Origin of the sequence: Sulfoacidibacillus ferrooxidans, from assembly GCF_022606465.1 — a bacterium.
Lineage (GTDB): Bacteria > Bacillota > Bacilli > Alicyclobacillales > SLC66 > Sulfoacidibacillus > Sulfoacidibacillus ferrooxidans.
Genome location: NZ_JALBUF010000004.1, coordinates 142600 through 167729 on the forward strand (window position 1 = coordinate 142600; position 25130 = coordinate 167729).

17 protein-coding genes and 1 pseudogene are annotated in these 25130 nt (G+C 38.0%); 16 read left to right on the forward strand and 2 right to left on the reverse strand.

Translation table 11 applies throughout. The features are described 5' to 3' along the window. Positions 1 to 33: 33 nt before the first annotated feature. The 3 genes from MM817_RS08340 (at position 34) to MM817_RS08350 (ending at position 4269) form a co-directional block, all read left to right on the forward strand. A complete protein-coding gene (locus MM817_RS08340; protein WP_241713673.1) occupies positions 34 to 1128 on the forward strand; it encodes a glycosyltransferase in 1095 nt (364 codons plus the stop codon). Positions 1129 to 1276: 148 nt separating this feature from the next. Beyond that, a complete protein-coding gene (locus MM817_RS08345; RefSeq protein ID WP_241713675.1) occupies positions 1277 to 3196 on the forward strand; it encodes a DUF2079 domain-containing protein in 1920 nt (639 codons plus the stop codon). Positions 3197 to 3270: 74 nt separating this feature from the next. Further along, positions 3271 to 4269 (forward strand): glycosyltransferase family 2 protein, encoded by a 999-nt coding sequence (locus MM817_RS08350; RefSeq protein ID WP_241713677.1) that lies wholly within the window; start codon positions 3271 to 3273, stop codon positions 4267 to 4269. Between the two features lie 584 nt (positions 4270 to 4853). On the opposite strand, the gene MM817_RS08355 is transcribed toward MM817_RS08350, so the two are convergent. Beyond that, a complete protein-coding gene (locus MM817_RS08355; protein WP_241713679.1) occupies positions 4854 to 6041 on the reverse strand; it encodes a transposase in 1188 nt (395 codons plus the stop codon). A 376-nt stretch (positions 6042 to 6417) separates the two neighbouring features. Here MM817_RS08355 and MM817_RS08360 point away from each other — a divergent pair, with 376 nt between their 5' ends. From MM817_RS08360 to MM817_RS08385, 6 genes are all read left to right on the forward strand, one after another. Then, positions 6418 to 6780: a hypothetical protein gene (locus tag MM817_RS08360; RefSeq protein ID WP_241713681.1), complete on the forward strand. Its 363-nt coding sequence runs from the start codon at positions 6418 to 6420 to the stop codon at positions 6778 to 6780. A gap of 33 nt (positions 6781 to 6813) precedes the next feature. Continuing rightward, entirely contained in the window at positions 6814 to 8184 is a 1371-nt protein-coding gene (locus MM817_RS08365; RefSeq protein WP_241713683.1) for a sugar phosphate nucleotidyltransferase, read from the forward strand. Positions 8185 to 8475: 291 nt separating this feature from the next. Beyond that, entirely contained in the window at positions 8476 to 9042 is a 567-nt protein-coding gene (locus tag MM817_RS08370) for a site-specific integrase (RefSeq protein WP_241713685.1), read from the forward strand. Positions 9043 to 9244: 202 nt separating this feature from the next. Then, a complete protein-coding gene (locus MM817_RS08375) occupies positions 9245 to 9997 on the forward strand; it encodes a rolling circle replication-associated protein (protein ID WP_241713687.1) in 753 nt (250 codons plus the stop codon). Positions 9998 to 10664: 667 nt separating this feature from the next. Further along, complete coding sequence (locus MM817_RS08380) at positions 10665 to 11531, forward strand: tyrosine-type recombinase/integrase (protein ID WP_241713689.1); 867 nt, start codon at positions 10665 to 10667, stop codon at positions 11529 to 11531. Between the two features lie 13 nt (positions 11532 to 11544). Next, positions 11545 to 12249, forward strand: a complete 705-nt coding sequence (locus MM817_RS08385) for a hypothetical protein (RefSeq protein ID WP_241713691.1) — start codon at positions 11545 to 11547, stop codon at positions 12247 to 12249. Between the two features lie 316 nt (positions 12250 to 12565). On the opposite strand, the pseudogene MM817_RS08390 reads toward MM817_RS08385, so the two are convergent. Further along, positions 12566 to 13080, reverse strand: a pseudogene (locus MM817_RS08390) (transposase); the annotation flags it as partial. Between the two features lie 250 nt (positions 13081 to 13330). Between MM817_RS08390 and MM817_RS08395 the strand changes: the two are divergent. The 7 genes from MM817_RS08395 (at position 13331) to MM817_RS08425 (ending at position 25091) form a co-directional block, all read left to right on the forward strand. Further along, positions 13331 to 17344 (forward strand): beta strand repeat-containing protein, encoded by a 4014-nt coding sequence (locus MM817_RS08395; RefSeq protein WP_241713694.1) that lies wholly within the window; start codon positions 13331 to 13333, stop codon positions 17342 to 17344. A 99-nt stretch (positions 17345 to 17443) separates the two neighbouring features. Beyond that, positions 17444 to 19459 carry a hypothetical protein gene (locus MM817_RS08400; RefSeq protein ID WP_241713695.1) on the forward strand — a complete coding sequence of 672 codons (2016 nt, stop codon included), beginning with the start codon at positions 17444 to 17446 and terminating at the stop codon, positions 19457 to 19459. 67 nt (positions 19460 to 19526) lie between these two features. After that, entirely contained in the window at positions 19527 to 20423 is an 897-nt protein-coding gene (locus MM817_RS08405) for a YncE family protein (protein WP_241713698.1), read from the forward strand. A gap of 54 nt (positions 20424 to 20477) precedes the next feature. Further along, on the forward strand, positions 20478 to 21566 hold the full coding sequence (locus MM817_RS08410) for a glycosyltransferase (protein ID WP_241713707.1): 1089 nt from the start codon (positions 20478 to 20480) through the stop codon (positions 21564 to 21566). A 638-nt stretch (positions 21567 to 22204) separates the two neighbouring features. Continuing rightward, complete coding sequence (locus MM817_RS08415; RefSeq protein WP_241713709.1) at positions 22205 to 23428, forward strand: IS256 family transposase; 1224 nt, start codon at positions 22205 to 22207, stop codon at positions 23426 to 23428. A 781-nt stretch (positions 23429 to 24209) separates the two neighbouring features. Continuing rightward, a complete protein-coding gene (locus MM817_RS08420; RefSeq protein ID WP_241713711.1) occupies positions 24210 to 24506 on the forward strand; it encodes a sugar phosphate nucleotidyltransferase in 297 nt (98 codons plus the stop codon). 243 nt (positions 24507 to 24749) lie between these two features. Further along, on the forward strand, positions 24750 to 25091 hold the full coding sequence (locus tag MM817_RS08425; protein ID WP_241713713.1) for a hypothetical protein: 342 nt from the start codon (positions 24750 to 24752) through the stop codon (positions 25089 to 25091). Positions 25092 to 25130 lie beyond the last annotated feature (39 nt).

A 25130-nucleotide genomic window follows, 5' to 3' on the forward strand; every position in this document is an offset into this window, starting at 1 on the left:
GTGTCTATTATGTGTTATAGAAAGTGGTGACGTATGGTTAGTATAGTAGTTCCTACATACAACGAATCTAGTAATGTTTTAGAGGTTTGTAAGAGAGTTATGTCTGCTATGGATGGTTATGATTTCGAAATCATTTTCGTAGATGATAGTACTGATCATACACCTGCAGTTTTAGAAGACCTTTCTCATCAATATTCATTTGTAAAGTATGAACATAGAGAAACAGAAAAAGGTCTAGCAACAGCAGTGCTCAGAGGATTTGCACTAGCTCAAGGCGATGTTTTAGCAGTTATGGATGCAGATCTTCAACACCCACCGGAAATGCTTCCAGCAATGATGCAAGGCATTGAAGAAGGTAATGCTGATCTTGTCATTCCAAGTCGATTTATTCCTGGAGGTGATGATGGTGGTTTACGATGGCATAGGAAAGTTATTTCAGCAGTAGCACGATATATAGGAAAATTTGCTTTAAAACGGCTTAGAAAAATTAATGATCCAACAAGTGGTTATTTCGTATTTCGTCGAGAAGTGATTGAAAATGTTACTTTAAAACCAGTTGGGTGGAAGATATTAATTGAGATTTTAGCGCGAGGAAATTACGCAAAGGTAATTGAGATTCCTTATAAGTTTCAAATGAGAAATGCAGGTGAATCGAAAATGTCTTTAAGAGAGCAGTGGCATTATATTAAGCATATTTTTAGATTGGTTTTCTCTAGTCACGAGGATAGAAGGTTTTATGTTTTTTTGCTTATTGGATTATCAGGAGTTGCTTTAAATTTAATTATTTACGATTCATTATTTTATTTTGGAGTAAACCCTGTTTTATCAAGTGCTCTTGGTGGTGCATTACCTATTTTAAATGGTTTTATATGGAATGATAGGATTACTTGGAAGGGAGATAAAAATGAAAAATTACTATTGCGCGCAACAAAGTATGTAATCACATCATTAGCAGGTGTAGGTGTTTCTGTTTTAGCTTTTATACTTTTTTATAGTGTTCTTAAAGTAGATCATCTACTCGCACAATTTTGCGGCATTGTAATCGCTACTTTCTGGAACTATACTATTAATCGGTTATGGACATGGAGAAAGAAGGAAGCTTTTCTTTCCGATCATCTTACCACTTAATTATTAGTGTGATTTTATCTTGTTTTTAGTGTAATTTAACAATTATTTATCGAGCAACTTTTAATACTTAAATTATTTGATTAGAATTTAATTCATAAATAAAATAAGAATCTGTTTTAATTATTTAGTTATTTTGGGGGGTTTTTCTTTGAGTTTTTTACTTGATTTATCATTTGATTTAAAAAATAAAATTAAAAATTTATATAAAAGAAGTTTATTTGATTACATTGTTTCTGCCATTATAATTATTCAAAGTATACTACTTATATCTTTTAGCTTTAAACAATTTTGCCGTTTTAATCTTACTCATGATTTTTCAATTTTTTCTCAAGCATATTATTTGATAGGTCATGGAGATTTTAATCCATTCGATACTTTGCAGGGATTTCCTTATTATCAAAATCATTTTGAATTGATTATGTGGCCGATAGCTATTCTTTTTTCGCCATTTAATTCAAGTTTTATATTACTAATTATACAAGATATATCGATCATTTTGAGTGAAATTGTAATATTAGTATGGGTGAAACAAATCTCGGATGACAACTTGTTTGTTAGATTTTTAACACTTATTATATTAATATGTAATCCAGGTTTGTATTGGGGAGCAGCATGGGATTTTCATTTTGAATCTCTTGCAACTTTTTTTCTGTGTGTTTCACTTTATTCTTTATATAAAGATAGAACCAAAAGCGTAATTGTTTTTTCATTTCTTACTTTATTATGTGGGGATGTGTCAGCAACTTATGTCATCGGTGCTGGAATAACAAGTCTTATATTAAGAAAGAATTGGAAGGTTGGATTAACTCAGATTGTAATGGGTTTATTTTTGCTTGTGATTGTTCATCTTTTAGACGCAAACAAAGGTGATGCAATCTCTGGTTCTTATGGATATTTGGATCCTGGTAGAGTTAACAACTTATTTTCCCTTTTTATTGCTGTTATAACTCACCCACTTATTGTTGGTCGTGTTTTTATTGATCGATTTAAAGATATATATGCAAATATATCTTTAATAGGTTTTTTGGGATTGTTTTCATTGTGGAGTTTACCTACGATTATCACCGTTTTGTTACCAAGTGCATTAGCGTCATATATTGCTTTAATAGTACCTGGTTTTCAAAGCACGCCTATGTATTTTGTTGGTACATTAGGTACTATTTATATTTTGATGTGGCTAAAGCAAAAAGTGAATTATAAATTTTTTTGGATAGTGTCTATGTTACTTCTTATTAATTCTATTGGCTGGGGTATTGTATGGCTTCCTAAATTGGATACAACATGGATAAGAAATGATGATAGAGATGCTAAAGTATTAAATTTGATTGATACAATAGTTCCTAAGAAAGATGAACTAATTGTACAGAATGGAGTTTCAGGTAGATTTGCTAGTCGACCATATTTTTATACATATCAAGGTGCATCAAAAATTTCTCTTAGACAGGGTAATAACTATTTTATTTTTGCTCCTTACACAGGAATTGAAGGTAGTTCCACCATCAAAGTAGACCAAGTTGAAAATCTTTTAGTTAAAAAATTTGGAGCTAAAATACTTTTTATAAAAAACGGCATTATTTTACTGGATTTATTTTCATTGAATAAAAAAATTATATACCTTAATGGAAGTAGTGCGTCTATTCCTGTCTGGACTCTTAGAAGTGAGGAAGGTCACTTTAGTTTTAATTCAAACAAAAAATCTATTACTTTATTTTCGGGTGTCCATTCAGGATACCTCTTATATGGAGATTATTGGAATTTATTATATGGAAAGGAATATATATATCATATAAAAATAAAAGATTTAAAGGGTGCAGCTGTTGTTCAACTCTGGGATACTTCTTCAAATAAGTTACTTGAAGTTAGAACAATTATTCCAATGCCTTCATTTCAAAATCTTAAATTCAAGTTTTTTTTCAATTCATCCGATTATATTAGACCTTATGTTTTTCAAGGATGGGGTCCATTTAGTGATATTCCTTTACAACCTACTTCTAAAGATTCTATTGAGGTTAGAATTTGGGTGCCACAATATAGCGATGTTTCAATTTCGTCAATTAGTATGTCTTAAAAGATGATGGGTTTACTGGTTCTTATTTATTATTAGATGTACGATATAAAAATTTATTAATGAGGTGTTTATTTATGAATGTGTTTAGTCTAGAGAATTCTTCTAATTGTTTATCGAATAAGAAATTTAGGACTCTTTCAAGCATTTCTGTAGTAGTACCCGCTTATAATGAAGCATTGTCTATCTCAAAAACTTACGATAAATTAATTCAAGTACTTGAGGGAACTGGGGTTCCATTTGAAATTTTGTTTGTTGACGATGGTTCGACTGATGATACTTTTGAAGTGTTACAAAAGATATCAGTAAAAGATTCTAGGGCAAAGCTGGTTAAACTTTCAAGAAATTTCGGGCACCAATTAGCTGTTACAGCTGGTATAGATAATACATCTGGTGAGGTCATAATATTAATTGATGCTGATTTGCAGGATCCACCTGAAATTATTCCTCAATTTATCGAAAAATGGTCAGAGGGTTTTGAAGTGGTCTATGCAATTAGGAATTCTCGGGAGGGTGAATCTTTATTTAAAAAACTAAGTGCGAAATTTTTTTATAGGATTTTAAATAAACTTACTGATATACAAATTCCGTTAGACACAGGAGATTTTAGATTAATGGATCGTAAAGTAGTAAATGTTCTTCTTCAAATGCCAGAAAGACATAGATTTATTCGAGGGTTAGTTTCCTGGGCGGGTTTTCCTCAATGTGGTGTTCCATATATTCGTTCTGAAAGATTCGCAGGTGAATCTAAGTATCCCTTAAAAAAAATGATTAAGTTTTCTATGGATGGAATTACATCATTTTCATTTAAACCTCTTCAGTTTGCTTTGAATTTAGGTTTTTTATGTTCTGGATTAGGTTTTTTGTTAATTTTAGTTATAATTATATTAAAAGTATTTACGACTTTGCCCATCCAAGGTTGGACTTCATTAATGGTTGTAATTTTATTTTTGGGTGGTACTCAATTATTTATTATGGGTATATTCGGAGAATATATAGGACGTATTTACGATGAATCTAGAAAACGACCTTTGTATATTATTGAAGATAAGTGCAACTTCCCTAACAATATCTAGGCGTATTCACTTGAATGAATATAATGTATGAGAGAAATTATTATAAAATAAAATGCTATTATTAATTTATAATAATTTCTTACATAAAAAACTGTATGATAATTAATATTTTGATTCATCACCATGAACTGTGCTAGATATTGAAAAAACGCGGATTTACCTCTATCGTGGTAGTTGCTGAGACAACCATAGCCTCTCGGCATTAAGGTGTCTCTGAAAGGTTAAAGTCAGTAAATATTCAATTATTTTACTAGGAAAGAAACAAACGCACATGATTGACCAATTCGTAAGTGTAGTGGACACGACAAAGAAGCCATAACGTGGTTGTTTTTTAAAACGTCATCGCTGTGTAGGGTTTTGATCTAGCTTTACGCCGCAAAGAGTGTGGACTTCAAGTCGATGTCGATGTCGATCTCTTGTACCAGGCATCCAGGTGTTGGCACATCATGATCCCAAAGATTCGTGTGATCCACATTTTGGTACTGCGATGCCTGGCGGCTTCAAGTCTATAGTCTACCTTTTCCCGCTTGTTGGAACGCTCAACTGACGTTCTACGTTTGTAGACATCTTTCCATTCGTCGCTGTTACGAGCAACTGGCGGAAACAAACGCCGGATTGTCCTTGGTGTAGGTGTACACGCAGCGACCATAAGACGAGTTGGAACAAGGTGCATCACAAGTACAGACGCCCTTTTGCATCAAGGGGCAACGGTACTTGCGTCGCCGACGACTGCGGTCGTAGCCATTGTCTTTCATGGCCAGACCCTTTTGGCAAATGGATACGCCCGAAGACGAAACTGAGATGTTGTCTTTGTATTTCTTGTTGCCCGTTTGGCGCTTGTTTAAGTCGATGAAAGGGATGGTGCCCTTGGACTCAAAATAGCGGTAAAAGGGCATGGCATCGTGTGCAGCGTCGAGTAATACCCTCTTCCAGTGCCATTCTGGATAATACTGTTCAAACTCCTTGATGCCAACGACCAGTGAGACAGATTCATGGCGGTAGGCTGGTCCAAGTCTCGGGTACAGTGGCAGGTCTGCGTGGCTGTCGGATGTTGTGAACATGTAGAGATGGTAGCCAAAGTCATGGCAGTTGCGATGGCTATCCCAGCCGATATTGCAATCGAGTTGTGAATAGAGGCGATTGTAGGTGCAATCCTGGATTCCTTGCACCCGACAGGAGCCAATGCGCTTACTGCGAGGAAAGGCAGCCGTCCGAATCGGTGTTCCATCTCCAGCGACCGAGAGCGCCGACACATCACCTATGAGTCCAAGTTTTGAGGAGACTTCTACAAACTGCTCGCGAATTAACGACATAAGGATGTCGGTAGGTAATGTTCTGGGTGCAGGGCGGCGCACAAGGAGTCGATTGACCAATCGTTCTACCTTTTTCGGTGTCGTAGTGGGTGCTTTTTCACCCTTCTTGCCTTTGACTGGCTTCTTGTTGCGGTTTGGTTTGATTTGGCCAGAGATAGGAGGGCTAGTTTGGGGCCAAAAACGAGCGAAGAGATTATAAAAGGTACCGACACCAGGTGTATGACCGGGCTTAAAACCACTGATGATGGCGTAAAGCGGCACCCGTCGCAATTCGTCAACCCAAGCCGTGATGGAGGTCTGACCGACTTGTACCATGAGCAGGTAAGCGCGTAGCAGATCGGCGGGGTCAGTGGCTTGAATGCCCCGAGTGGCGTACTGACTATTCAATAAAGATGCAGTGCCGGAGAGGTCGAGTAGCCAGAACTTCTCGATGAATGTCCAGTCCTTGGCGACAAGCATGAGAATGCCGCCAGAGTAATGGGTACGTCATTGTTCGAGAACGAAAGATTGGTACTGGTCGTGCGCACGAATGGAAGGTAACATGGGGTTGACTACCCCTTTCGTCGAGGATAGAGTTTGTGAGCTCTCCGTCGCGATTATTGGGGTAGTTTTTACATGTCAAGTGTGATTTGCAGATTTTTGAGGTGTTTTTTCGGCGGATTTCGAAAAAAACTTCCATTTTTCAAACCTAAGAAGGTGCGACGACCACGTCAGTGGTGGAGGAAACGGCAAAAACCTCAAGACCAAAAAGCCTTGAGGAATCAATAAAAAACAAATGCCGAGAGGCTATAGTAATATAGGGGGAATAAAATTTCGTAATGGAAAGCCATTTGCGATGAGTTCAGTCGGTAATACGTCTGGATATGTGACTTACGGGGCATATTTTCATTCACCTGAAGGTCAATTTAAAGCATCTATTTATCTTCAATTTTCAGTGCCTGTTAAACTGGAGGTATGGAATGATACTACTGATCAGTTAGTTTCTCAGCGTTCCTTGCCATCTACTACCTCTAAAAAAAGAGTTAATTGGGTTTTTGATAATGATTCTTATGTACATGCATTTGATTATCGAGGCTATGGTCTATTTAAAGTGGATAGTGTTCCCACAAATTTAAATGATGTTTTAGAAATTCGTGTGTGGGCACCCATTCATAGTAAAATAACAATTTTTAATGAGAATTTACTGTTGCAAAGGTAATTCATAAACATATAATTTATTGGAGGTTATTACATGAAAATTATTCTTTTATCTGGTGGATCAGGGAAAAGATTATGGCCAATGTCGAATGACATTCGTTCAAAACAGTTTTTAAAAGTGTTACAAAATAAAGAAAATAGATATGAATCTATGCTTCAGAGGGTGTGGAGTCAATTAGGAGAACTGGATGCACATACAAACACGTTTATTTGTGCGTCCAGTTCTCAAATGGATGCAATTACTTTTCAAATTGGGAATGTACGTATTGTTGAAGAGCCTGAGAGAAGAGATACCTTTGCAGCCATTGCACTATCTAGTCTTTATTTACTTGATATAGTCGGATGTGATGTCAATGAACCTATTGTGGTATTACCTGTTGATCATTTTGTTGAATTAGATTATTTTAAACAGGTGATGGAATTGCCATTCATACTGTCTGAATCTGAGGCGAATTTGGTTCTTATGGGAGTCACACCTGATCATCCTGCTAGTAAGTTTGGTTATATTTTAACTGAGGGAAGTAATGATTGTTCTCATCTCGGTTTTAATGTTAAGGGTTTTATTGAGAAACCGTCAAAAGAATTTGCAATTAGGTTAATTGAATCAGGTGCTTTGTGGAATTGTGGAGTGTTTTGCTTTCGATTAGGTTATTTAGTTAATCACTTATCTTTAAAGAAGTTGCCGACTGATTATTATAGCTTGCGAAAAACATATTCACAGATTGATAAAATAAGTTTTGATTATGAAGTTGTAGAAAAAGAGAATTCTATTCGTGCAATATCTTACACTGGAGAATGGAATGATCTTGGAACTTGGGATTCGCTTGCGCAAAGAGTAGGACATTCTATGATAGGACTTGGGAGCTCAAATGATTGTGATAGAAGTATGGTTATTAATGAGCTTAATATCCCATTAGTAACATTTGGCCTTAAGGATTTGGTCGTTGTTGCTACACCAGATGGTATTCTTGTATCAAATAAAGCTTACAGTGAAAATTTAAAATCAGTTATCGGCGAATTTACAGGAAGACCAATGTATGAAGAAAGGCGTTGGGGATTATATCGAGTGTTGGATTATCAACGACTTGCTGATGGACAAGCCGTTCTAACAAAATTGGTCGAGATGTTTCCTGGATCTAATATTAGCTATCAAAGGCATCAATTAAGGTCTGAAGTGTGGACTATTATAGAGGGACTTGGTGAAGTAATAAGAGATGATCATGTTATCCAAGTATCACCTGGTGATGTTGTACGGATTTATGCAGAACAATGGCATGGAATTCGTGCTATTACAGGATTAAAGCTTGTGGAGGTTCAAAGAGGAACAGAGTTAATAGAAGAGGATATTGAACGTAAGTTTATTAACTGGTCTGAATTAGAAATTGCAATTGGTCTTCAAACTTAAATTTCTATTTTACATTAAGTGCTTGTAATTATTGGGTACTTGATCGTAATATAAGTAAACATGGAGTGCTATTCATATGGACCCTCTGTTTATATCGTTTTCTATTTGTACACTGATTTAAATAATGAAAGATACACAATGATATTTTGTATCTTTCATTATTATTCAGAATTCCGCGCGGTTACAGTATTTATTATGCATTATAGTTTTAAATTAAACTTTTATTGTTTTCGAATGAAACTAAATATACAATTTAATAATAGTATACATCATTCATAAGGAGTGATTAACATGGAGTTTGTCGAACCGATACGGGAGAAAAGACAAATCGATGCAATTAAAAAAATTTTACGCAGTAACAATCTACGTGATTACACATTGTTTGTTATGGGGATAAATAGTGGGTTGCGTGTTGGTGATTTAATTAGTCTTTCAATATGTGATGTCTTAGATAATTCCCATAAGATTAAAGATCGAATAGCAATAAAGGAAATGAAGACAGGGAAAAGCAAAAACTTTCCATTATCTTCAAATTGTAAAAAAGCAATTAGTGAATATCTTAATAGTAGATCTTATAATCTTAATGAGCCCTTGTTTATTAGTCGTAAAAAAAATCAATCTTTACAACGTGCACAGGTTTGGAGAATCATTAATGGTGCTGCTCGTGATGTGGGGATTATGGATAATATCGGTACACATACTTTGCGGAAGACTTTTGCTTATCATGCCTATAAATCTGGGATTGACATCACCTTGATTCAGCGGTTACTAAATCATTCTTCGACTTCAATTACATTACGCTATATCGGGATAACACGTGATCAATTGGATGATGTTTACTTAAAATTAGATTTATAAATTTATATTAATTTATGTTAATTTATATTATAAACAAGTATATGTAGTGTTGTAGTAATAATTATCAGATGGAGGTAGGGTACCCCCCCTGGGGCGAAAGCAAAATTTTGTTAACTGATTGATCCATACCTATTTATATGTTATAGGTTTTTGTATGTTTATATTAATATAGTATTAATAATTCGAATTTATGGAGGACAATATGTATTATAAAATTGTAAAATCAGGAATAACTACAGAGGTAATAGAGCATCAATTCCGGCCAGAAAAGCCCATTAAGAGTTCTTTCAAACATAAGCAGATAGATATTTGTAAAAGTGAACAAGATATTATAATGTCTAAAAATAAGAATAGAGTAAAGGCTATGTCAAGAGCTAGAATTATGATAAGGAGGAATATTCAAAGTAATGCTTTTTATTGGCGTGACAATAGTCAGTCTGTGATACACCCGCTGTTTATAACATTATCTTTTAAAGAAAATATAACAGATGTTTCAAAGGCGTATAATTATTTAAATAAATTTTTAAAACGTCTAAATTACAATATTTTTAAAAATAAAAAATTATCAATTAAATATTTAAGTGTTATTGATTTTCAAGCTCGGGGTGCGATACATTTCCATATTATATTTTTTAACGTTTTATTTAAATTTAAAAACACTATAATAGATTTATGGAAATTAGGAAATGCAAATTGCAAATTTATATACAACCGGAAGTATTTAAATAATATTATGAATTATATGATTAAAAAGGTATGCAAACCAGATAAGCGTTTAGTAGGAATTAAATCTTATACTGTTAGCGCTGGACTTATAAAACCTATTATAATTACAGATCAGCTTGAAGCTACAGAGTATGTTAATAATCTTAAGTTACAAGATAGGGTTTTTATACGATACTATAATTCTGAATATTTAGGTAAAACTGTGTATAGCGTATATAAAAAAATATAATTTCTCTACTTGTTGTATTTGATAACTTCACTTTGTGCCAGTCTGATCATCTGAGTGAGAGTCACTTTAGTCGATATTTATCCCATATGTTGGAGCACTTGACTTGGAACCTCCATGGGCATGATTAAGCACAAAAGTGCGCTCTCCAAGGACTTTAGCGTAACCAACTATATTATCATGCCTCTCACTCCATATCAAGTGGGCTAGATTGGCTGGTAATTTAGTGGCTCACCTTAACGTGATCGAAGTGGTTCAACTGTATCCTAGCAAAAACACTTGTTAATAGATTGAATTATAATACCTACTCCGGAAAAGTCGATATTATAATGACCAGAGGTGATTTTTTGTGATTATTTTATTCGGTTATTTTTTGTAAAAGTGAATAAAGTGAAAATATTTATTTAATTTTTATAATCTCTTAGAAATTAAGATAATTTATCCAATAATTAGAAATTATTTTTTATTTGATTGAAATAGTGTATTTTAGTGTTTACTTATCAAAATCAAAATTAATTTATTTTGTTAATTTTTTTATTGCAATTTGATATAAAGTATTGCAATTCATGCTGAATTATTATTTTTCTCATCTTTATGATATATTACATTAATAAAATATATCAAATATGTATTATAACTGAATGAATGAAGTGATTAAGGAGGAGTTATTGTGCTATTAGCTGCAGGGATTAAGGAATACCTAGAGTATATGGTGAACATAGAAAGAAGTGCTGAAACAGTGCGTAGTTATAATTCTCACTATAAACTATTTATTAAGCATTTAGAATCTCATTATAATTGTCAAGTGTATATAGAAGATATCACTAAACAAGATGTCGATAATTATTTAGCTCACCTCAGAAATGTATGTGAGTATAAGCCGACAAGTCGTGCTCATGTTGTCAATGCACTGCGTCCTTTTTTTAGATACTCTCTTCAACGCGAATGGATTGTTAAGAATATCATGCTTTCTGTTGATAACATAAAAGTGCCACAGAAGGAGAGAAATTACTTAACTGCTGTTGAAGTAAATCAATTGGTGGATAAGATTGACCATTCACTTGTGCGATTAGTTAGTTGGTTTCTTTTTAGAACTGGACTTAGGATTTCTGAATGTCTAAATTTAACTATTAATGATGTTGATTTTGCTAAGCGGCAGATCACTATCATAGCGGGTAAAGGAAATAAGGATCGTATAATACCAATGTCTGCTTCTGTTTGGGAACGTCTATATGTCTATCTGCAGTCAGAGAGACCTAGTAGTGCAAGTACACTATTTTTTATAACAAAAAGAAGTGGCAAACTAACGAGAACAACTGTTAATAACAAGTTAAAATATGCGGCACAAAATCTAGGGTGGACGCAACCTGTTACAGCTCATGTATTGCGACATTCCTTTAGTTTCAATTTAATAAAAAATAAGGTTAGTATAGTAGAAGTTCAAAAATTATTGGGACACACCTCACTAGCAGTAACCAGTGTATATGCACATACTGATTTAGATGAGCTAACAAAAGCGGTTAATACACTTTTATAGAGGAGATAATGTTATGAGTGATCAACGCATTGATGGGATTTTAGATGATCTAAAAAATGGGAAAACGAGGGAACAAATAGCTGAAAAAATGGGTTATAAAAATTATCGATCGTTAGATATGTTCATGCGCAGAAATGGATATAGTTGGAATAAAAAATGCTATTTTATTAGAGTATCAAAGCCGGTTGAAGTATTAATGGATGATGTAATCCCTTCAACAGAAGTAGCGCGCATTCTGTCATTATTTGCAAATGGTGAAGATGCGCGAAGTGTTGCGGCACTGATGGGTTATAAGGATCATTATACACTGGCAGACTATATGTCGCATAGAGGATATAAATGGGTTGATGGGGCATATATATATTCAGCTAATACTGTGTCATTAGATGTAGATAATGATATTAATGAAAGTGAATCAAAATTCATCTCTGATGGTGAACCATTATCGGAAGCATCAATTATAAAGTGGTTATCACATCATAGGTGTGACTTAGAGTCACTATTGGGGCCGAATCAGGGGCAGATTCCTCGATACCTAGTTCCTGGTATACCGACGACCAAATCAGTGCATATGTCACATGCTTTGGCCAGACTGATGAAGGATTATTGCCGGGAAAAAAACATATCACAACGGGATTTAGTTGAAACGGCTGTAATTGAGTTAATGAAAAAATATGGTTATATGAATGAGATGAATGCTTTACTTAAAAATAGTTGAAAATGATGTGTAGTAAGAAGTGAAAATGATAAGTAGTCTTTTTTTAATCCGTGTGTTCTTCAAAAGAACACACGGATTTATTATTTTCGATCAAGTCATAAATATGAGGTAAATTCACCCAACGGTAGATATCAAGTTATGTCAAATGATTTGTTGTAATTTCACATGTTCTTCGCTTTGTTTTATCTGCTCATCACGGCACACGAAATACTCCGACATATCCAAGTATTTGTGTCCCGTTTGCCACTTTTTGTCCATTCACATCAGCAATGCGCCAATTATTTGGGTCACAGAATCCTCGTTAGGATAAATCCGACTCAGGAACCTCCAAAACAATCGGATCCACCAGAACAAAGGGATATCTTTTCTTCTTCAGGTTGCTTCCATTCCATGCATTCACCATGGGGTCAAGGCGGTTACACAGCTCAGACACGGTTGACTTCGATAACTCAGTCCCACATAATTCTTTGGTAATAGCAGTAATTTCTCAAGTCGACACGCCCTGAATCACCATCTCCACCAGTGCCAGAAGCAACGCCTGCTCACTGCGCTGGTATCTCGCAAACAGCTCGGTTGAGAAGGTACCATTTCGAAGCCTTGGGACGTGCAACGTGAGCGTGCCTACTCGTGTCGTAAGTGGATGGGGGCGAGTCCCATTGCGGTATCCCTGGCGCTCATCTGCGCGTTCATAAGGCTGCGCTTGAATCTGCTCAGTCGCCTGCGCCTGCAAAACCTGGTTTACTACCTGTTCAAGCAAACCTGACATCCCTTTATCGCCAGAAAAAAGTCCTTTAAATTCTCATCATACAAGGTAACGTCGTATTGTGCCATCTAATATTACTCCTAAATAACTGTATATATTTGTTTTCTATGATTGTAAATGAAAGTATACAATTTAAATCCTTGCAATTTTAGTTATAAGAAATTTATGCCTAATAACCAATTTTCGTTATTATTCCAGTATGATCCATGTAATACAAGGTTTTTTAAACGAGTAATGAGATCTAAATAGATTCTACTGCGTGCGGTTAACGCAACTGTAACCAATGCGATTCCGAATGTTGCAACTGGTAATGTTGTCATGTTAGGTTCAAGTGCCATGTTACAAGCAACAGTAACTGACATGAATGGCAATGCAGTGGCTAACGTGCCTGTTACGTTTACAGTCACAGGAAGTACAGTCAATGGCGCTAATGATTATACAGCTAGTACTATGTTTTCGAATGGTCAAAGTTCAGATACTGTAACAACGGATAGTCAAGGCATGGCTGTAGTGCCATTAAGTCTTACTTTGACACCTAGCAGTGGAAGTTCATCATTGTCGGCTCAAGAAATCGATCCAAATGCAGCGACGTTAGTTAATTACTCAGTGACTGCAAATGGAGTAACTTCTAATAATTCCGTCGGCTTTGCAACGTTCCAACCTGGAACGGTTACTGTGGCTAATGCAAGTTCAAATGTAATCTCACCCGCAACAACTGAATCAACAGATTGGATGTATCCTTATGGTAATGCTAATCAAACGGTTGCTGGTAATTATGCAACGGCCAATGAAGTTAGTCCGTCAGGAACATTGGATCAATCGCTAAATGTTACAACAGGGTATGCATTGACAGTTCCAGAACAAACGAGTGATAGTAATCAATCAGGAGCGAAGACAATACCCTTAAGTGGTGGAGTAAACAGCCTTCAACCAAATGAAACAAATGTGTATACCGACGCTACGGGTAAGATGGCGATTCCTGGTGATGTCAATTATGCAACCTTAAACTTCTCTAGTTTAGGATTGTCGACAGGTAGTATTGCAACTGTTTATTTTGTACCAACAGGAGGAGCAGCACCAACAACAGTAAAATCATCAACACAAGGTGTCACATCACTAAATGGTACAACAATAACGTCATGGCCGCTTGCTTCTGATGCATCAACTGGTTTAGCAGCTACTTTACCTGATAGCGGACCGCAGGTATGGGCAAAGAGCTTTATTGCTACATCTTCAAATTTAAGCGATTCAAATTTTGGTGTGCAAATTCCAACTAACGGTGCATCAGGAACAGTCTATGTTGTCTTACAAACACCAGGTCAAATTGATCCTGTGGCAGACTCTGGATACTCGTTAAGTAGTATTGTTATGAACTATGCTTCAACGAGTGGGTCTGCATCGTTTGTAAATGTTCCACTTAGTTCCGATGTTACTTGGTCACAAGTACCAATGCAGTATACTAATTGGCAGCCGCTAAACTCAGGTGATGTGTCTGCATTGCAAAATACATCGGTATTTACACAAAGTACACAAGGTATGGATACGAGTGCATGGACATATCAGTATGAAGTTCCTGTATATCCACAGGTTGGCGATGCAGTCATTCAAGCGTTAGCGAACGGTGTTGTGCAAAAAGAATGGAATGCAGCGACAACTAACAATGGATCAAACCAAAATCAACTTGTCGTTAATTCTACATCGAATGAGATAACGGGATTAGTACCTGTCACGAGTAATGCAACAACCACAACGCCAAGTACAGATACGTTGACACAATCTGATGGTGTTGCGACGATCAATGCTACTCAAACAGGACCACAAGAGATTGAAGGCACGTTGTCGCTAACTAATTTCCCACAGAACTTAGTGAATAGCTTAGCTTCAACAGTCTATGCTTCAGCCCAGTGGACACCATTGCCATCGACAACAGCTGTAGCTGGATCGACAATTGCTAACAATCAGTATGCTTTGACGGGTCAGGATGTGACAGTTACCGCAACTGTCGAGGACGTGAACGGCAATCCAGTCGAGACAGCAGGGATACCTGTTACCTTTACTGTCAACACTTCGAGTTCAGTTTCTGTAACGCCGAGTGGACAACAGTCACAAACATTGACTAACGGGGTATCTGCAGCTGCATCGGCTTACAAAGGTTTAAATACGTATGTAGTTCCTACCAATACGAATGGTACGGCTACCTTAACGTTAAGTTCAGCCGTAGCGTCGGCGTCTGTAGTGCAAGCTACAGCTAATGTTGACGGTACAAATTACCAAGTGGCTTTATCTACGCCCGCTGGTGCTTTGAATGATTCAAGCGGATTGACAGCGATTAACTTTGGTCAGGTCAGTATGGATTATGTACCTGAGAATGGCGATAGCTCATTTACTCCAGAAATGAATCCTATTGCATCATCGAGTGTTGTCGTGAATAATGGACAGAATTTTGGTCTTCTACCTTCAGTAACATGGCCATCAGAAAGTACAATTGAAGTATCACCAATTACAGCGACAGGCAAGCAAATTGCTTATGGAGCCACAAACGGAACACCGTTTGTCAATGGATTACCTTTCGATGTGACCACTGCATCTGGAAGCGTTGGAACAGTCAATCAGACACAAACTACAGCTACAACTAATACGACATCTGCTGGTTTGACGCAATGGACCGCCTTGTCGACAAAAGCTGGGCAAGAAACGATTGATGTAAATCCTTCAACCACGTCGAGCAGCTGGTCGCAATTGGCGCTGGAACACTCTTTGACGAGCACACCTGTTGTCGATGCAGGTACAGGATTGCCATCCGGTGTTAATTCGTTGACCATACCGGTTCAATGGACACCAGGGGTTGCTTCGGCATCAGTAAGCGTACCATCAACAAATGCTGCAGTTGGCACCACGGTTCCGATTTATGTATCCGTAATGGATGCAGAAGGTAATCCGATTTCTGGAGCCACCGTGAACTTTGGGTTAACGACTTCTACTGGAGGATCAGCAAGTTTATCTGCTACTTCTGCGACAACAAACTCTAACGGTATGGCTTCTGTTACGTTATCTGGTGGTGTAAATAGTGAGACCGATCAAGTAACGATTACTGCAACGCAAGATGGAGCAAGTATTCCTGTAGCTGGACAAACGACCGATCAGGTGAACATTAACTGGTCTACTGTAGCAACGACTTTCTCGCCAACGACAGTGATTCCAAATTTAGTATCGTCACCTAATACGATCACCCTTACTTTCACGGGAGCAGTCGATGCTAGCTCATTGAATCCAGGCGAGTTTACCGTAAGTAGTAGTGGTCAGACATACACCGTACAAAGTGCCCAAGTATCTTCGACCAACGCGGATCAAGTGATCTTAACACTAGCCAGTAATTCGCCAGCTCTACCATCTAGCGGATTTAGTGTTTCGATGAGTCCTTACACAGATAGCAATGGTATTCAGTACCAAGTGTCTAACAACAACGATCAGACGGTTGCAGCGAATACGGCTGTTAACTACTCGGGTACAGGCGACTTGACATCTGGTGGTTCGTACACTGTTGCAGGATCTGGTGCACAAACAGTGAACCTAGGAACTGCTTCGGATGAAACTGGCTCTTACACAATTTATGCACCTAATGCTTCCTCATTAACCTTATCTGGTAACGCCGCAGACGTGACGATAGATGCACCAAATGCAGCTGTTACAAATTATGCTACCATCTCTGGTACATTAACGTTAGCCGATCCAGTTTCATTTACTAATGGCACTAGCGGCGTCGTAGGGATTTTGACTGATACACAGTCAAGTGGTCTAATGATTACTAATGATGGATCTAGTGGATCTATTGGTAGCGTAGTGATTGCTCCTACAAGTGGTAAACCTGCTGTCACATTGGAAGGATCTTACCTTCCATTGATAACAGTTGAAGATGCGGTAGCGCTAACAGTACCTTCTGGTACTTCAGTCGCTAATTCTTCAGGCTCATCTATTACTGTTAATGGTGGGGAATTAAGTACATCTACGGTTGCTACTGCAGGGAGTGTATCAGCAACGAATAGCACAGTTATTTTACCTTCTAGCCAAGTAAATCCTGGTAGTAGCTTTAATGTAACTGGTGTTATTGAAGATGCATTTGGTAATCCAATTCCAAACGCAACGGTGGTAGTGTCATTTGGTGGTTCTGGTGGTTCATCTACATCAGTAACTACTGATAGTACTGGTAATTATAGTGCTACTTTGTCTACTACTGCTTCTTCTGTAACAGGGCCTGTTTCTGTAGTTGCCTCTTCTGGTGGAACTTCTGGTACGACAATTAGCACATCATCTGATGTAGTGAATTTATACTAGTTTTTAACTAGTAGATGTTATGGTGAATGGGTCATTCCATTCACCATAATTTTTAATATGGTAAACCTTTTTTATGCACAGTTAGAGGAGTGTTTCCTTTTGCAGTTAAAGTTTGATGGCGGGCAAGATAAATTTACGTCCGTACCCATAGGTGTATTAGTTGGAAGTTTATTTGCAATTGATTGGGGTTATCGTTTGTGGGGATCCGGTTTAGTATACCCTGCGACTACCTGGTTGAGTGTCATATTGATTGGGTTTGGTCTTGTCTCACTATTATTAGCATTTGCATTTCCTTTGATGGAAAAGAAGTTGGAGTTTATTAGTCTTCTTGCTTCATGTATTGGATTTGCATGGTGGGTTTATACTCAAATACATTTATCACCTGGATATCAAACAGATGAAATAGCTTTTGATCAATATGCTAGTCATTTACTTTTACAAGGTATAAATCCATATGCTCATAGTCTTGCGTTAGCTTTTCGAAGGTATTTAGTCCCGCCTACATACTATACTTACTTACTTAGTGGACAGCCTGTAGTGTCACTTTCTTATCCCGCACTATCCTTTCTATTATATACACCTGTTATGGCTTTGGGTGTACATATGCATGCTGCCCTTTATGTGGATGCTTTTTTTTGGATGGGATCTAGCGTTCTGTTATGGTTTTTATTACCTTCTCAAATAAGATGGATTGCTTTTTTAGTATTAGGTTTTATGATGTTTGATGGCAACGTATTTGGAGGAGTGACAGATGCGCTTTTTATGCCATTTCTTATTCTTGCGGTGTGGAAATGGGATCGTTTTGTAGATCCAACGCATCCGTTATTATTAAAATGGATGGGACCAATTATGCTTGGACTTGCAATGAGTGTCAAGCAAACGGCATGGTTTCTAGCACCATTTCTAGTGTTAGGTATTATGATGGAAAGTAAGCGAAGCGGTCAGTCATGGTGGAGGAATCCGCTTCGATATATCGTAGGAGTGGCTGTTCCTTTTTTGTTAGTGAATGTACCCTTTATAGTTTGGGATCCTATAGCCTGGATTCAAGGGAGTTTATTACCTTTGGTATCTAGTACTGTTCCACAAGGTCAAGGGATAGTGGGTTTATGGCTCTATGACCATGTAGGTAATGGACATATGGAGTATTTAAAATTATTAGGAGCCTTCGTTCTTGTTCTTGAAATGCTTTTGTTTGTTACTTATTATTCTAGGTTTAAACGAAGTTGGATTCTTTTTATTCCTTTAGCTTTATTTTGGACAGAGAGGTCCCTGTTTGAATATCTAGTCGACCTTCTCCCAATTTTGCTTGTGGCAGCAATCTCTGTACGTACTATCATTCAAGACAAAGTATCTCGTATACCACGCTTGAGCAAATACGGTATTGGTATTTTTTCATCAGCTTCTTTACTAGTCTTTTGTTTATCTTTTATTGGTGGTCAACCGTTAAAGCTTCAAGTAACTGGTGTACAAACAACGGGTGAATTAGGTTTGATTGATTCGGTCTCAGTTCATGTGATCAATCACGAGAACACTCCAGTTTCGCCACATTTTACTGTTATGGAAAATACCGGTCAGCTTCCAACCTTTTGGTTATCGAGTGGACCAAGCACATTACTTCCAAAGCAAGCTGCCGATTATACGTTGAGTGCACCAAATGTTCCTGCCATGCCCAGTATTACAAATAATCTTTCCGTGGATGCTTTTACGACCACACCGGCTACCATAAGCACGAGTGCTGATTTTTATTTACCTAAGATGGTTACAGTGCTTTCGCCGCGCGCTTTTAATACTCCGGTGAAAATAGGTGTTCCTTTTTCTTTAACAGTTCAACTACGTAGTACCTCAGGAATACCGCTTCACTTGTCAGGTGTACCAGTTACCTTAAATCAAGTTATGTATGGTCCTAATTACGTATCTACGGCCAGTTCTACAATCAACGGGTCACAGGCTGGAGCGATGGCTGTCACTAGTATTACGAATGCATCTGGTCAAGCTGTTTTTACAGTGCAAGGTCAATTTGTTGAACCATTACCAACATTTTTTGAAGCGGATATTCCGAATTCGGGTCAGCCATTTGGGTATTCAAACATTGCTTCCATTAATTTTGTGAAGTGAATATTTATGGTTGGATAATTAGTATGTGATAGCTAAGTGGTTTTAACAATGTGAAGGGTAGGTTTATATGAGGCATTTAAAGGTTGCTGGTGTTATGGCTTTATTAGCTGTATTTTCGATTACTGGTTGTGGTGTTGAGTCTAGTACAACTGCTGTTGTACCACTCTCTAAAGTAGCTGCTCAAGATAAAGTAAATACTATCATTCCTGCGCCTGCTGGAATCGTTGGGATGACAAATCCAGATAGTAATGATTTTATGTATTTAGCTGCTGGTACGGCTCGATCCAAAGGACTTTTTTCTCTCAACTTAATCACACATGAAATATCATCCAGTTCCTCCATTTCAAACGCTGTTGACTCTGCAACATTATTATCTTCTGGGATTATTGTGTTGGGACAAGCAACAAAACATTCAGGTGCAATCTCACTTTATAATGCACAGACATTAAAAATGATGAAGACAATTCCAGTTGGCGATCCTGTTATCGAAGTTTGTACAGATCCAAGTGAAGCAGGGGATGTGTATGTTTTGAATGGAACAAAGAAGTCTGAGACAGTCTCTGTTGTTAATACAAACAACAATAAGATCATGGAGAGCATCCCTGTTTCCTTGGGAACTATTGATATTGCATCTAATGCTGGAACGCTTTATACACTTCAGCCTAACGGTCAAATTATGGGTATCTCTGAAAGATCGAAAACCCCTCAATTTCAGTTTACTGTAGCGCCAGGTGCACGTTCATTTGTTGTAAGTCCAGATGGACAAACCCTCTACTTATTAAAAGAAGCAAATGACACGTATTACATATCAGAAGTTGATTTAGCTACTGAGTCTCAAATAGCGGCATTGGGTGCACCGATGAATGCAGGGTTTATTTCTTTAAGCAGTGACTCTAAAACTTTATATGTAGGAGTAGAAAGTCCTTCTGTGGGCAATGTTCAAACCTTACAAGCTATTCATTAAATGAAAATTACAAGCGGTACAGTGTCTATTATGTGTTATAGAAAGTGGTGACATATGGTTAGTATAGTAGTTCCTACATACAACGAATCTAGTAATGTTTTAGAGGTTTGTAAGAGAGTTATGTCTGCTATGGATGGTTATGATTTCGAAATCATTTTCGTAGATGATAGTACTGATCATACACCTGCAGTTTTAGAAGACCTTTCTCATCAATATTCATTTGTAAAGTATGAACATAGAGATACAGAAAAAGGTCTAGCAACAGCAGTGCTCAGAGGATTTGCACTAGCTCAAGGCGATGTTCTAGCAGTTATGGATGCAGATCTTCAACACCCACCGGAAATGCTTCCAGCAATGATGAAAGGCATTGAAGAAGGTAATGCTGATCTTGTCATTCCGAGTCGATTTATTCCTGGAGGTGATGATGGTGGTTTACGATGGCATAGGAAAGTTATTTCAGCAGTAGCACGTTATATAGGAAAATTTGCTTTAAAACGGCTTAGAAAAATTAATGATCCAACAAGTGGTTATTTCGTATTTCGTCGAGAAGTGATTGAAAATGTGACTTTAAAACCAGTTGGGTGGAAGATATTAATTGAGATTTTAGCGCGAGGAAATTACGCAAAGGTAATTGAGATTCCTTATAAGTTTCAAATGAGAAATGCTGGTGAATCAAAAATGTCTTTAAGAGAGCAGTGGAATTATCTGAAACATTTATTCTTACTTGTTCTTGCTAGTCCAGATGACAGACGCTTTTATAGTTTTGTTCTAGTGGGCTTATCTGGTGTAGTTCTTAATTTAGTTATTTACGACATTTTATTTCATTTAGGTATACTTCCATTATTAGCAAGTGGAATTGCTGGTGTCGTGTCTATTGGTAATAACTTTTGGTGGAATGATAGATATACGTGGATTGGACCTAAACAAAGTAGCACTAAAATAAGGTTATTAAAGTATTTTGGTACATCATTAATAGGTGTAGGAATAACAGTTTCATGTTTCGGTTTATTTTATAGTTATCTAGGTATTTATCATCTACTAGCTCAATTTCTCGGAATTGCAATTTCAACAGTGTGGAATTATTTTATTAGTGTTGTTTGGACATGGAGAGTAAAGTCTATTTCAATCCAAAAGGTCAACTAATAACATAGATAAGTAGTTTAATACATAAATCTAAAATATTCACGTTGATTTAAATTAGAAATAATATTGTAGAAGATAAGTATTTTATGATGATGATTAAATAGAATTTGTTTAGATTAAAATGGGTTTTAATTTTCATAGTTTTTCTTTGTTTGCCACCAGCTGTTTTAAATCACTAGGATGAATAGGTTTCTCTAAAGTGAATTTATGAATTCAATTCGCGTTGTGCAGGATCTGATTGAATTCCCTGCTGAACACGAATGAACTGCATAGTTCTCAATTCCAGTGTCGTTCGGAATGAACCAGCCCCGAGGTTTTGATCATTTAATTAGGCAGATTATTCATTCGCCTTGAGTTCCACTTTTCTATGGAACAAAATCGACGATTCCAGTTGTTGAAGTTATAGGCGAGCATGGCAATTAGCAGTTTGACGGAGTTGGATTTAAATTCTGCGCTACTCATTTTGTCGCAAAAACTTGTATTAGATTCCTTTATTAAATTTCCATGAACTAGTTGAGTCCGTATAATGGTGTACATTCAGTGGATGCACTGGGTGACATCATGTAGGAGTGCCACCTCGTCCCTCTTTGGTTGAATGGAAGTGTCAATCAACCATTTTAACAAGGAGGAATATGAGAATGGCACAGTACAACATTACCGTGGATGACGAGATTTTGAAAGGGTTATTTTCTGGGGATAAGGGAATGTCGCAGTTGCTGGAGCAGGTTTTGAATCAAGTGCTTCATGCCCAAGCATCTGAGCAGTTGCATGCAGAGCCGTATGAGCGTTCGGATGACCGCCAGGGTTATCGCAACGGTACCCGTCCGCATCCCCTAACAACCCGTGTGGGAGCGCTCACGTTACGCGTTCCACGGTTGCGTAACGGCAACTTTTTCACAGAACTCTTCGCACGTTATCAGCGAAGTGAACAGGCTTTGTTGTTGACACTCGTCGAGATGGTGATTCAGGGTGTATCCACGCGCAAAATCACCGCCATCACGGAGGAGCTGTGCGTAGCCGAGTTTTCGAAATCTACCGTTTCGGACCTGTGTAAGCGACTCGACCCGATCGTTGAAGCATGGAATGGACGCAACTTAAGAGAGAAGCGATACCCGTTCGTTTTGGTCGATGTCATCATGCTGAAGATCCGGGAGGACGGGCGTGTCCGCTCACGTACCGCTATGATCGCCACCGGTGTCAACGAAGAGGGGTATCGCGAAATCCTTGGGATTATGCTTGGAGATAGTGAATCAGAGGCGAGTTGGTCGGAATTCTTCACTTGGCTCAAGAGCCGCGATCTTAGGGGTGTGGATATCGTCGTCTCCGACAGTCATGCTGGGCTCGTAAAGGCGCTGCAATCGCAGTTTCAAGGTGCAACGTGGCAGCGGTGCCAGACTCATTTCATGCGCAATTTCCTGGACGCGACACCGAAGAGCTTACACGACGAACTGTACGGGAAAGTGCGGGCTATACTCGACGCACCGGATGTGTTGACAGCAAGGCTATTGATGGATCAGGTCGTGTCGGACGATAACGAGAAAGCGCCGAAAGCCATCCAGATCCTCGAGAATGGATTTGATGATATCACAGCGGTCCTCTCGTTGCCCGAGCGCTACAGGAAGCGTTTAAGGACAACCAACGGGATGGAGCGAATGAATGAAGAGATTCGTCGGCGTGACCGAGTGATTCGCATTTACCCTAACCGCGCTTCTGTCCTTCGCCTCATTGGAGCACTGCTGATGGAGATGGAAGAGAAATGGCAATCGGGGCACAAATACCTCGACATGGCGGACTATTTCATCTGGCGTGAAGAGCAGAAAAAACAGGCTAAGGAAGACTCAAAGATCACCAAGATAAGTTGACATCACTCAATCTCTACCGAGGGGCGAATTTACACCACATTTAGGACTTGATCGGTATGTAGAAAACGCAACTAAATTTTTGACTGACAAGTATGTATCTTATCTGATTGAATTGTAGCTTAGAAAAGGTTTAAAGTGGGCTGATTGCGAGGACACATTAGTATTCCTAGACTCTCAAATGATATGTGTACTGAAGAGGTTATCGATTGGGTGTTGGACCATACTCTATGATGTCATCGGAAGATGATATCTATTATGAAGATTTCAAGAAATTGAGTGGCATATTAGTATGATGGTTGAAAATGCTCGGGTGTAAAATCGATTTCTTAGACGCATTGAGGATTGTTAGCGAGTGCGCTATTGTGACCTTGAAATGGTAATATATTTAATAATGTAATATCTAGAATATGAATGGTCTTATCTTATCTGGGGGTACAGTGTCGCGACTATGTCAACTGACGTCTAACTTTGCGAAGCAGTAGTTGATCCCGATAGGCAACAAACCGATTCTATTTTACGCGATTGAGGACTCGGTAGAAAGTGGCATTAACGAGATTGGCGTTATCGTTGGCGATATGGAGCTAGTGATTCGATGTGCGGTTGGGGATGGGACTCAGTATGGTGCGTATGTAAATTATATTGAGCAGAATAAATTGCTCGGATTGAAGCATGAGGGAAAAATATCGGAAGATTTATGGAAGTACAGCCGTTTGTCATGTTTCTCGGAGACAAAATGCTGCATGACGGAGTGGCATCGTTTATGTCGTAATTGCAGTCGTCGTTGCCTGATGCTTTGGTGTTGCTAAGTGAATTGCCGAATCAACAAAAATTTGGTGTGGTTGAAATGGAAGCCGGAAGAGTTGTACGACTGACTGAGAAACCGAAAGTTCCACAGAGCAATCTAGCTCTTATCTGCGTTTACATATTTCAATCCTACATCTTTAAAGAAATCAGCTCAATTGAACCATATGAGAGTAGGGAACATGAGATTACAGACGTGATTCAGTGGCTTATGGATAAAGGATATAGGGTGGTGGGGGAGTGGCCAGATGATTTGCTGTGTAAGCCAGCCGTTTAAAGCTAGAGTCAATTGATATCCAAGTGCACGATAAGGCATGTGTTGACATGTCATCGCAATTGATCGGTCAAGTGTAAATTGTGCCAGGTGTCAAGTGAGGGACATTTCAGATCGTTAGTGGGAAAAGTGACGCATGAAAGGGAAATGCAAGTGGTATGCATGGACGAGGATAACCAGCTGCTGCTGATTCCAGTGAGTGTTGAACACGCATATCGCTTATTAGGTAAGTAGCCTGAGGTGATCATGAATTTCACCACCGAATCATACAGTCAGCTCGATCCGGATGAAAAACGAATCGCTTTGAATTATTTGGATATCGCAAGTGGGGAGTTATGTGAGTTACTAAATCTCTCGAATTTTGACGTGCTGCATACTATAGTAGTGGGCGATATTGGTGTTGAAAAGGCATTTCGGGTAGCTTCCAAGGGTTATTATGAGACAGTCGTGCACTTTTCGGTGGAGAGCCCCATGGATCGCTCGATTTCGTCCAGCGTGGTAATGATCATGTCTTCGTTCTTTATTGGAATGCTTTATGGAAACTATAATAAAGAGAATTACTTTGTTTGTGCGGATGCTTTTCTTTAAATTTGGTCATTTGTCTAATAACTACTGCGGACATTTCTG

Bases quoted from the DNA above. Each gene is read 5' to 3' on its own strand.
- MM817_RS08405 (WP_241713698.1), top strand. From the start codon at position 19,527: ATGAGGCATTTAAAGGTTGCTGGTGTTATGGCTTTATTAGCTGTATTT.
- MM817_RS08340 (WP_241713673.1), top strand. From the start codon at position 34: ATGGTTAGTATAGTAGTTCCTACATACAACGAATCTAGTAATGTTTTA.
- MM817_RS08375 (WP_241713687.1), top strand. From the start codon at position 9,245: ATGTATTATAAAATTGTAAAATCAGGAATAACTACAGAGGTAATAGAG.
- MM817_RS08355 (WP_241713679.1), bottom strand. From the start codon at position 6,041: ATGCTTGTCGCCAAGGACTGGACATTCATCGAGAAGTTCTGGCTACTC.
- MM817_RS08415 (WP_241713709.1), top strand. From the start codon at position 22,205: ATGGCACAGTACAACATTACCGTGGATGACGAGATTTTGAAAGGGTTA.
- MM817_RS08395 (WP_241713694.1), top strand. From the start codon at position 13,331: ATGTTAGGTTCAAGTGCCATGTTACAAGCAACAGTAACTGACATGAAT.
- MM817_RS08425 (WP_241713713.1), top strand. From the start codon at position 24,750: ATGAATTTCACCACCGAATCATACAGTCAGCTCGATCCGGATGAAAAA.
- MM817_RS08410 (WP_241713707.1), top strand. From the start codon at position 20,478: ATGGTTAGTATAGTAGTTCCTACATACAACGAATCTAGTAATGTTTTA.
- MM817_RS08350 (WP_241713677.1), top strand. From the start codon at position 3,271: ATGAATGTGTTTAGTCTAGAGAATTCTTCTAATTGTTTATCGAATAAG.
- MM817_RS08365 (WP_241713683.1), top strand. From the start codon at position 6,814: ATGAAAATTATTCTTTTATCTGGTGGATCAGGGAAAAGATTATGGCCA.
- MM817_RS08385 (WP_241713691.1), top strand. From the start codon at position 11,545: ATGAGTGATCAACGCATTGATGGGATTTTAGATGATCTAAAAAATGGG.
- MM817_RS08370 (WP_241713685.1), top strand. From the start codon at position 8,476: ATGGAGTTTGTCGAACCGATACGGGAGAAAAGACAAATCGATGCAATT.
- MM817_RS08360 (WP_241713681.1), top strand. From the start codon at position 6,418: ATGAGTTCAGTCGGTAATACGTCTGGATATGTGACTTACGGGGCATAT.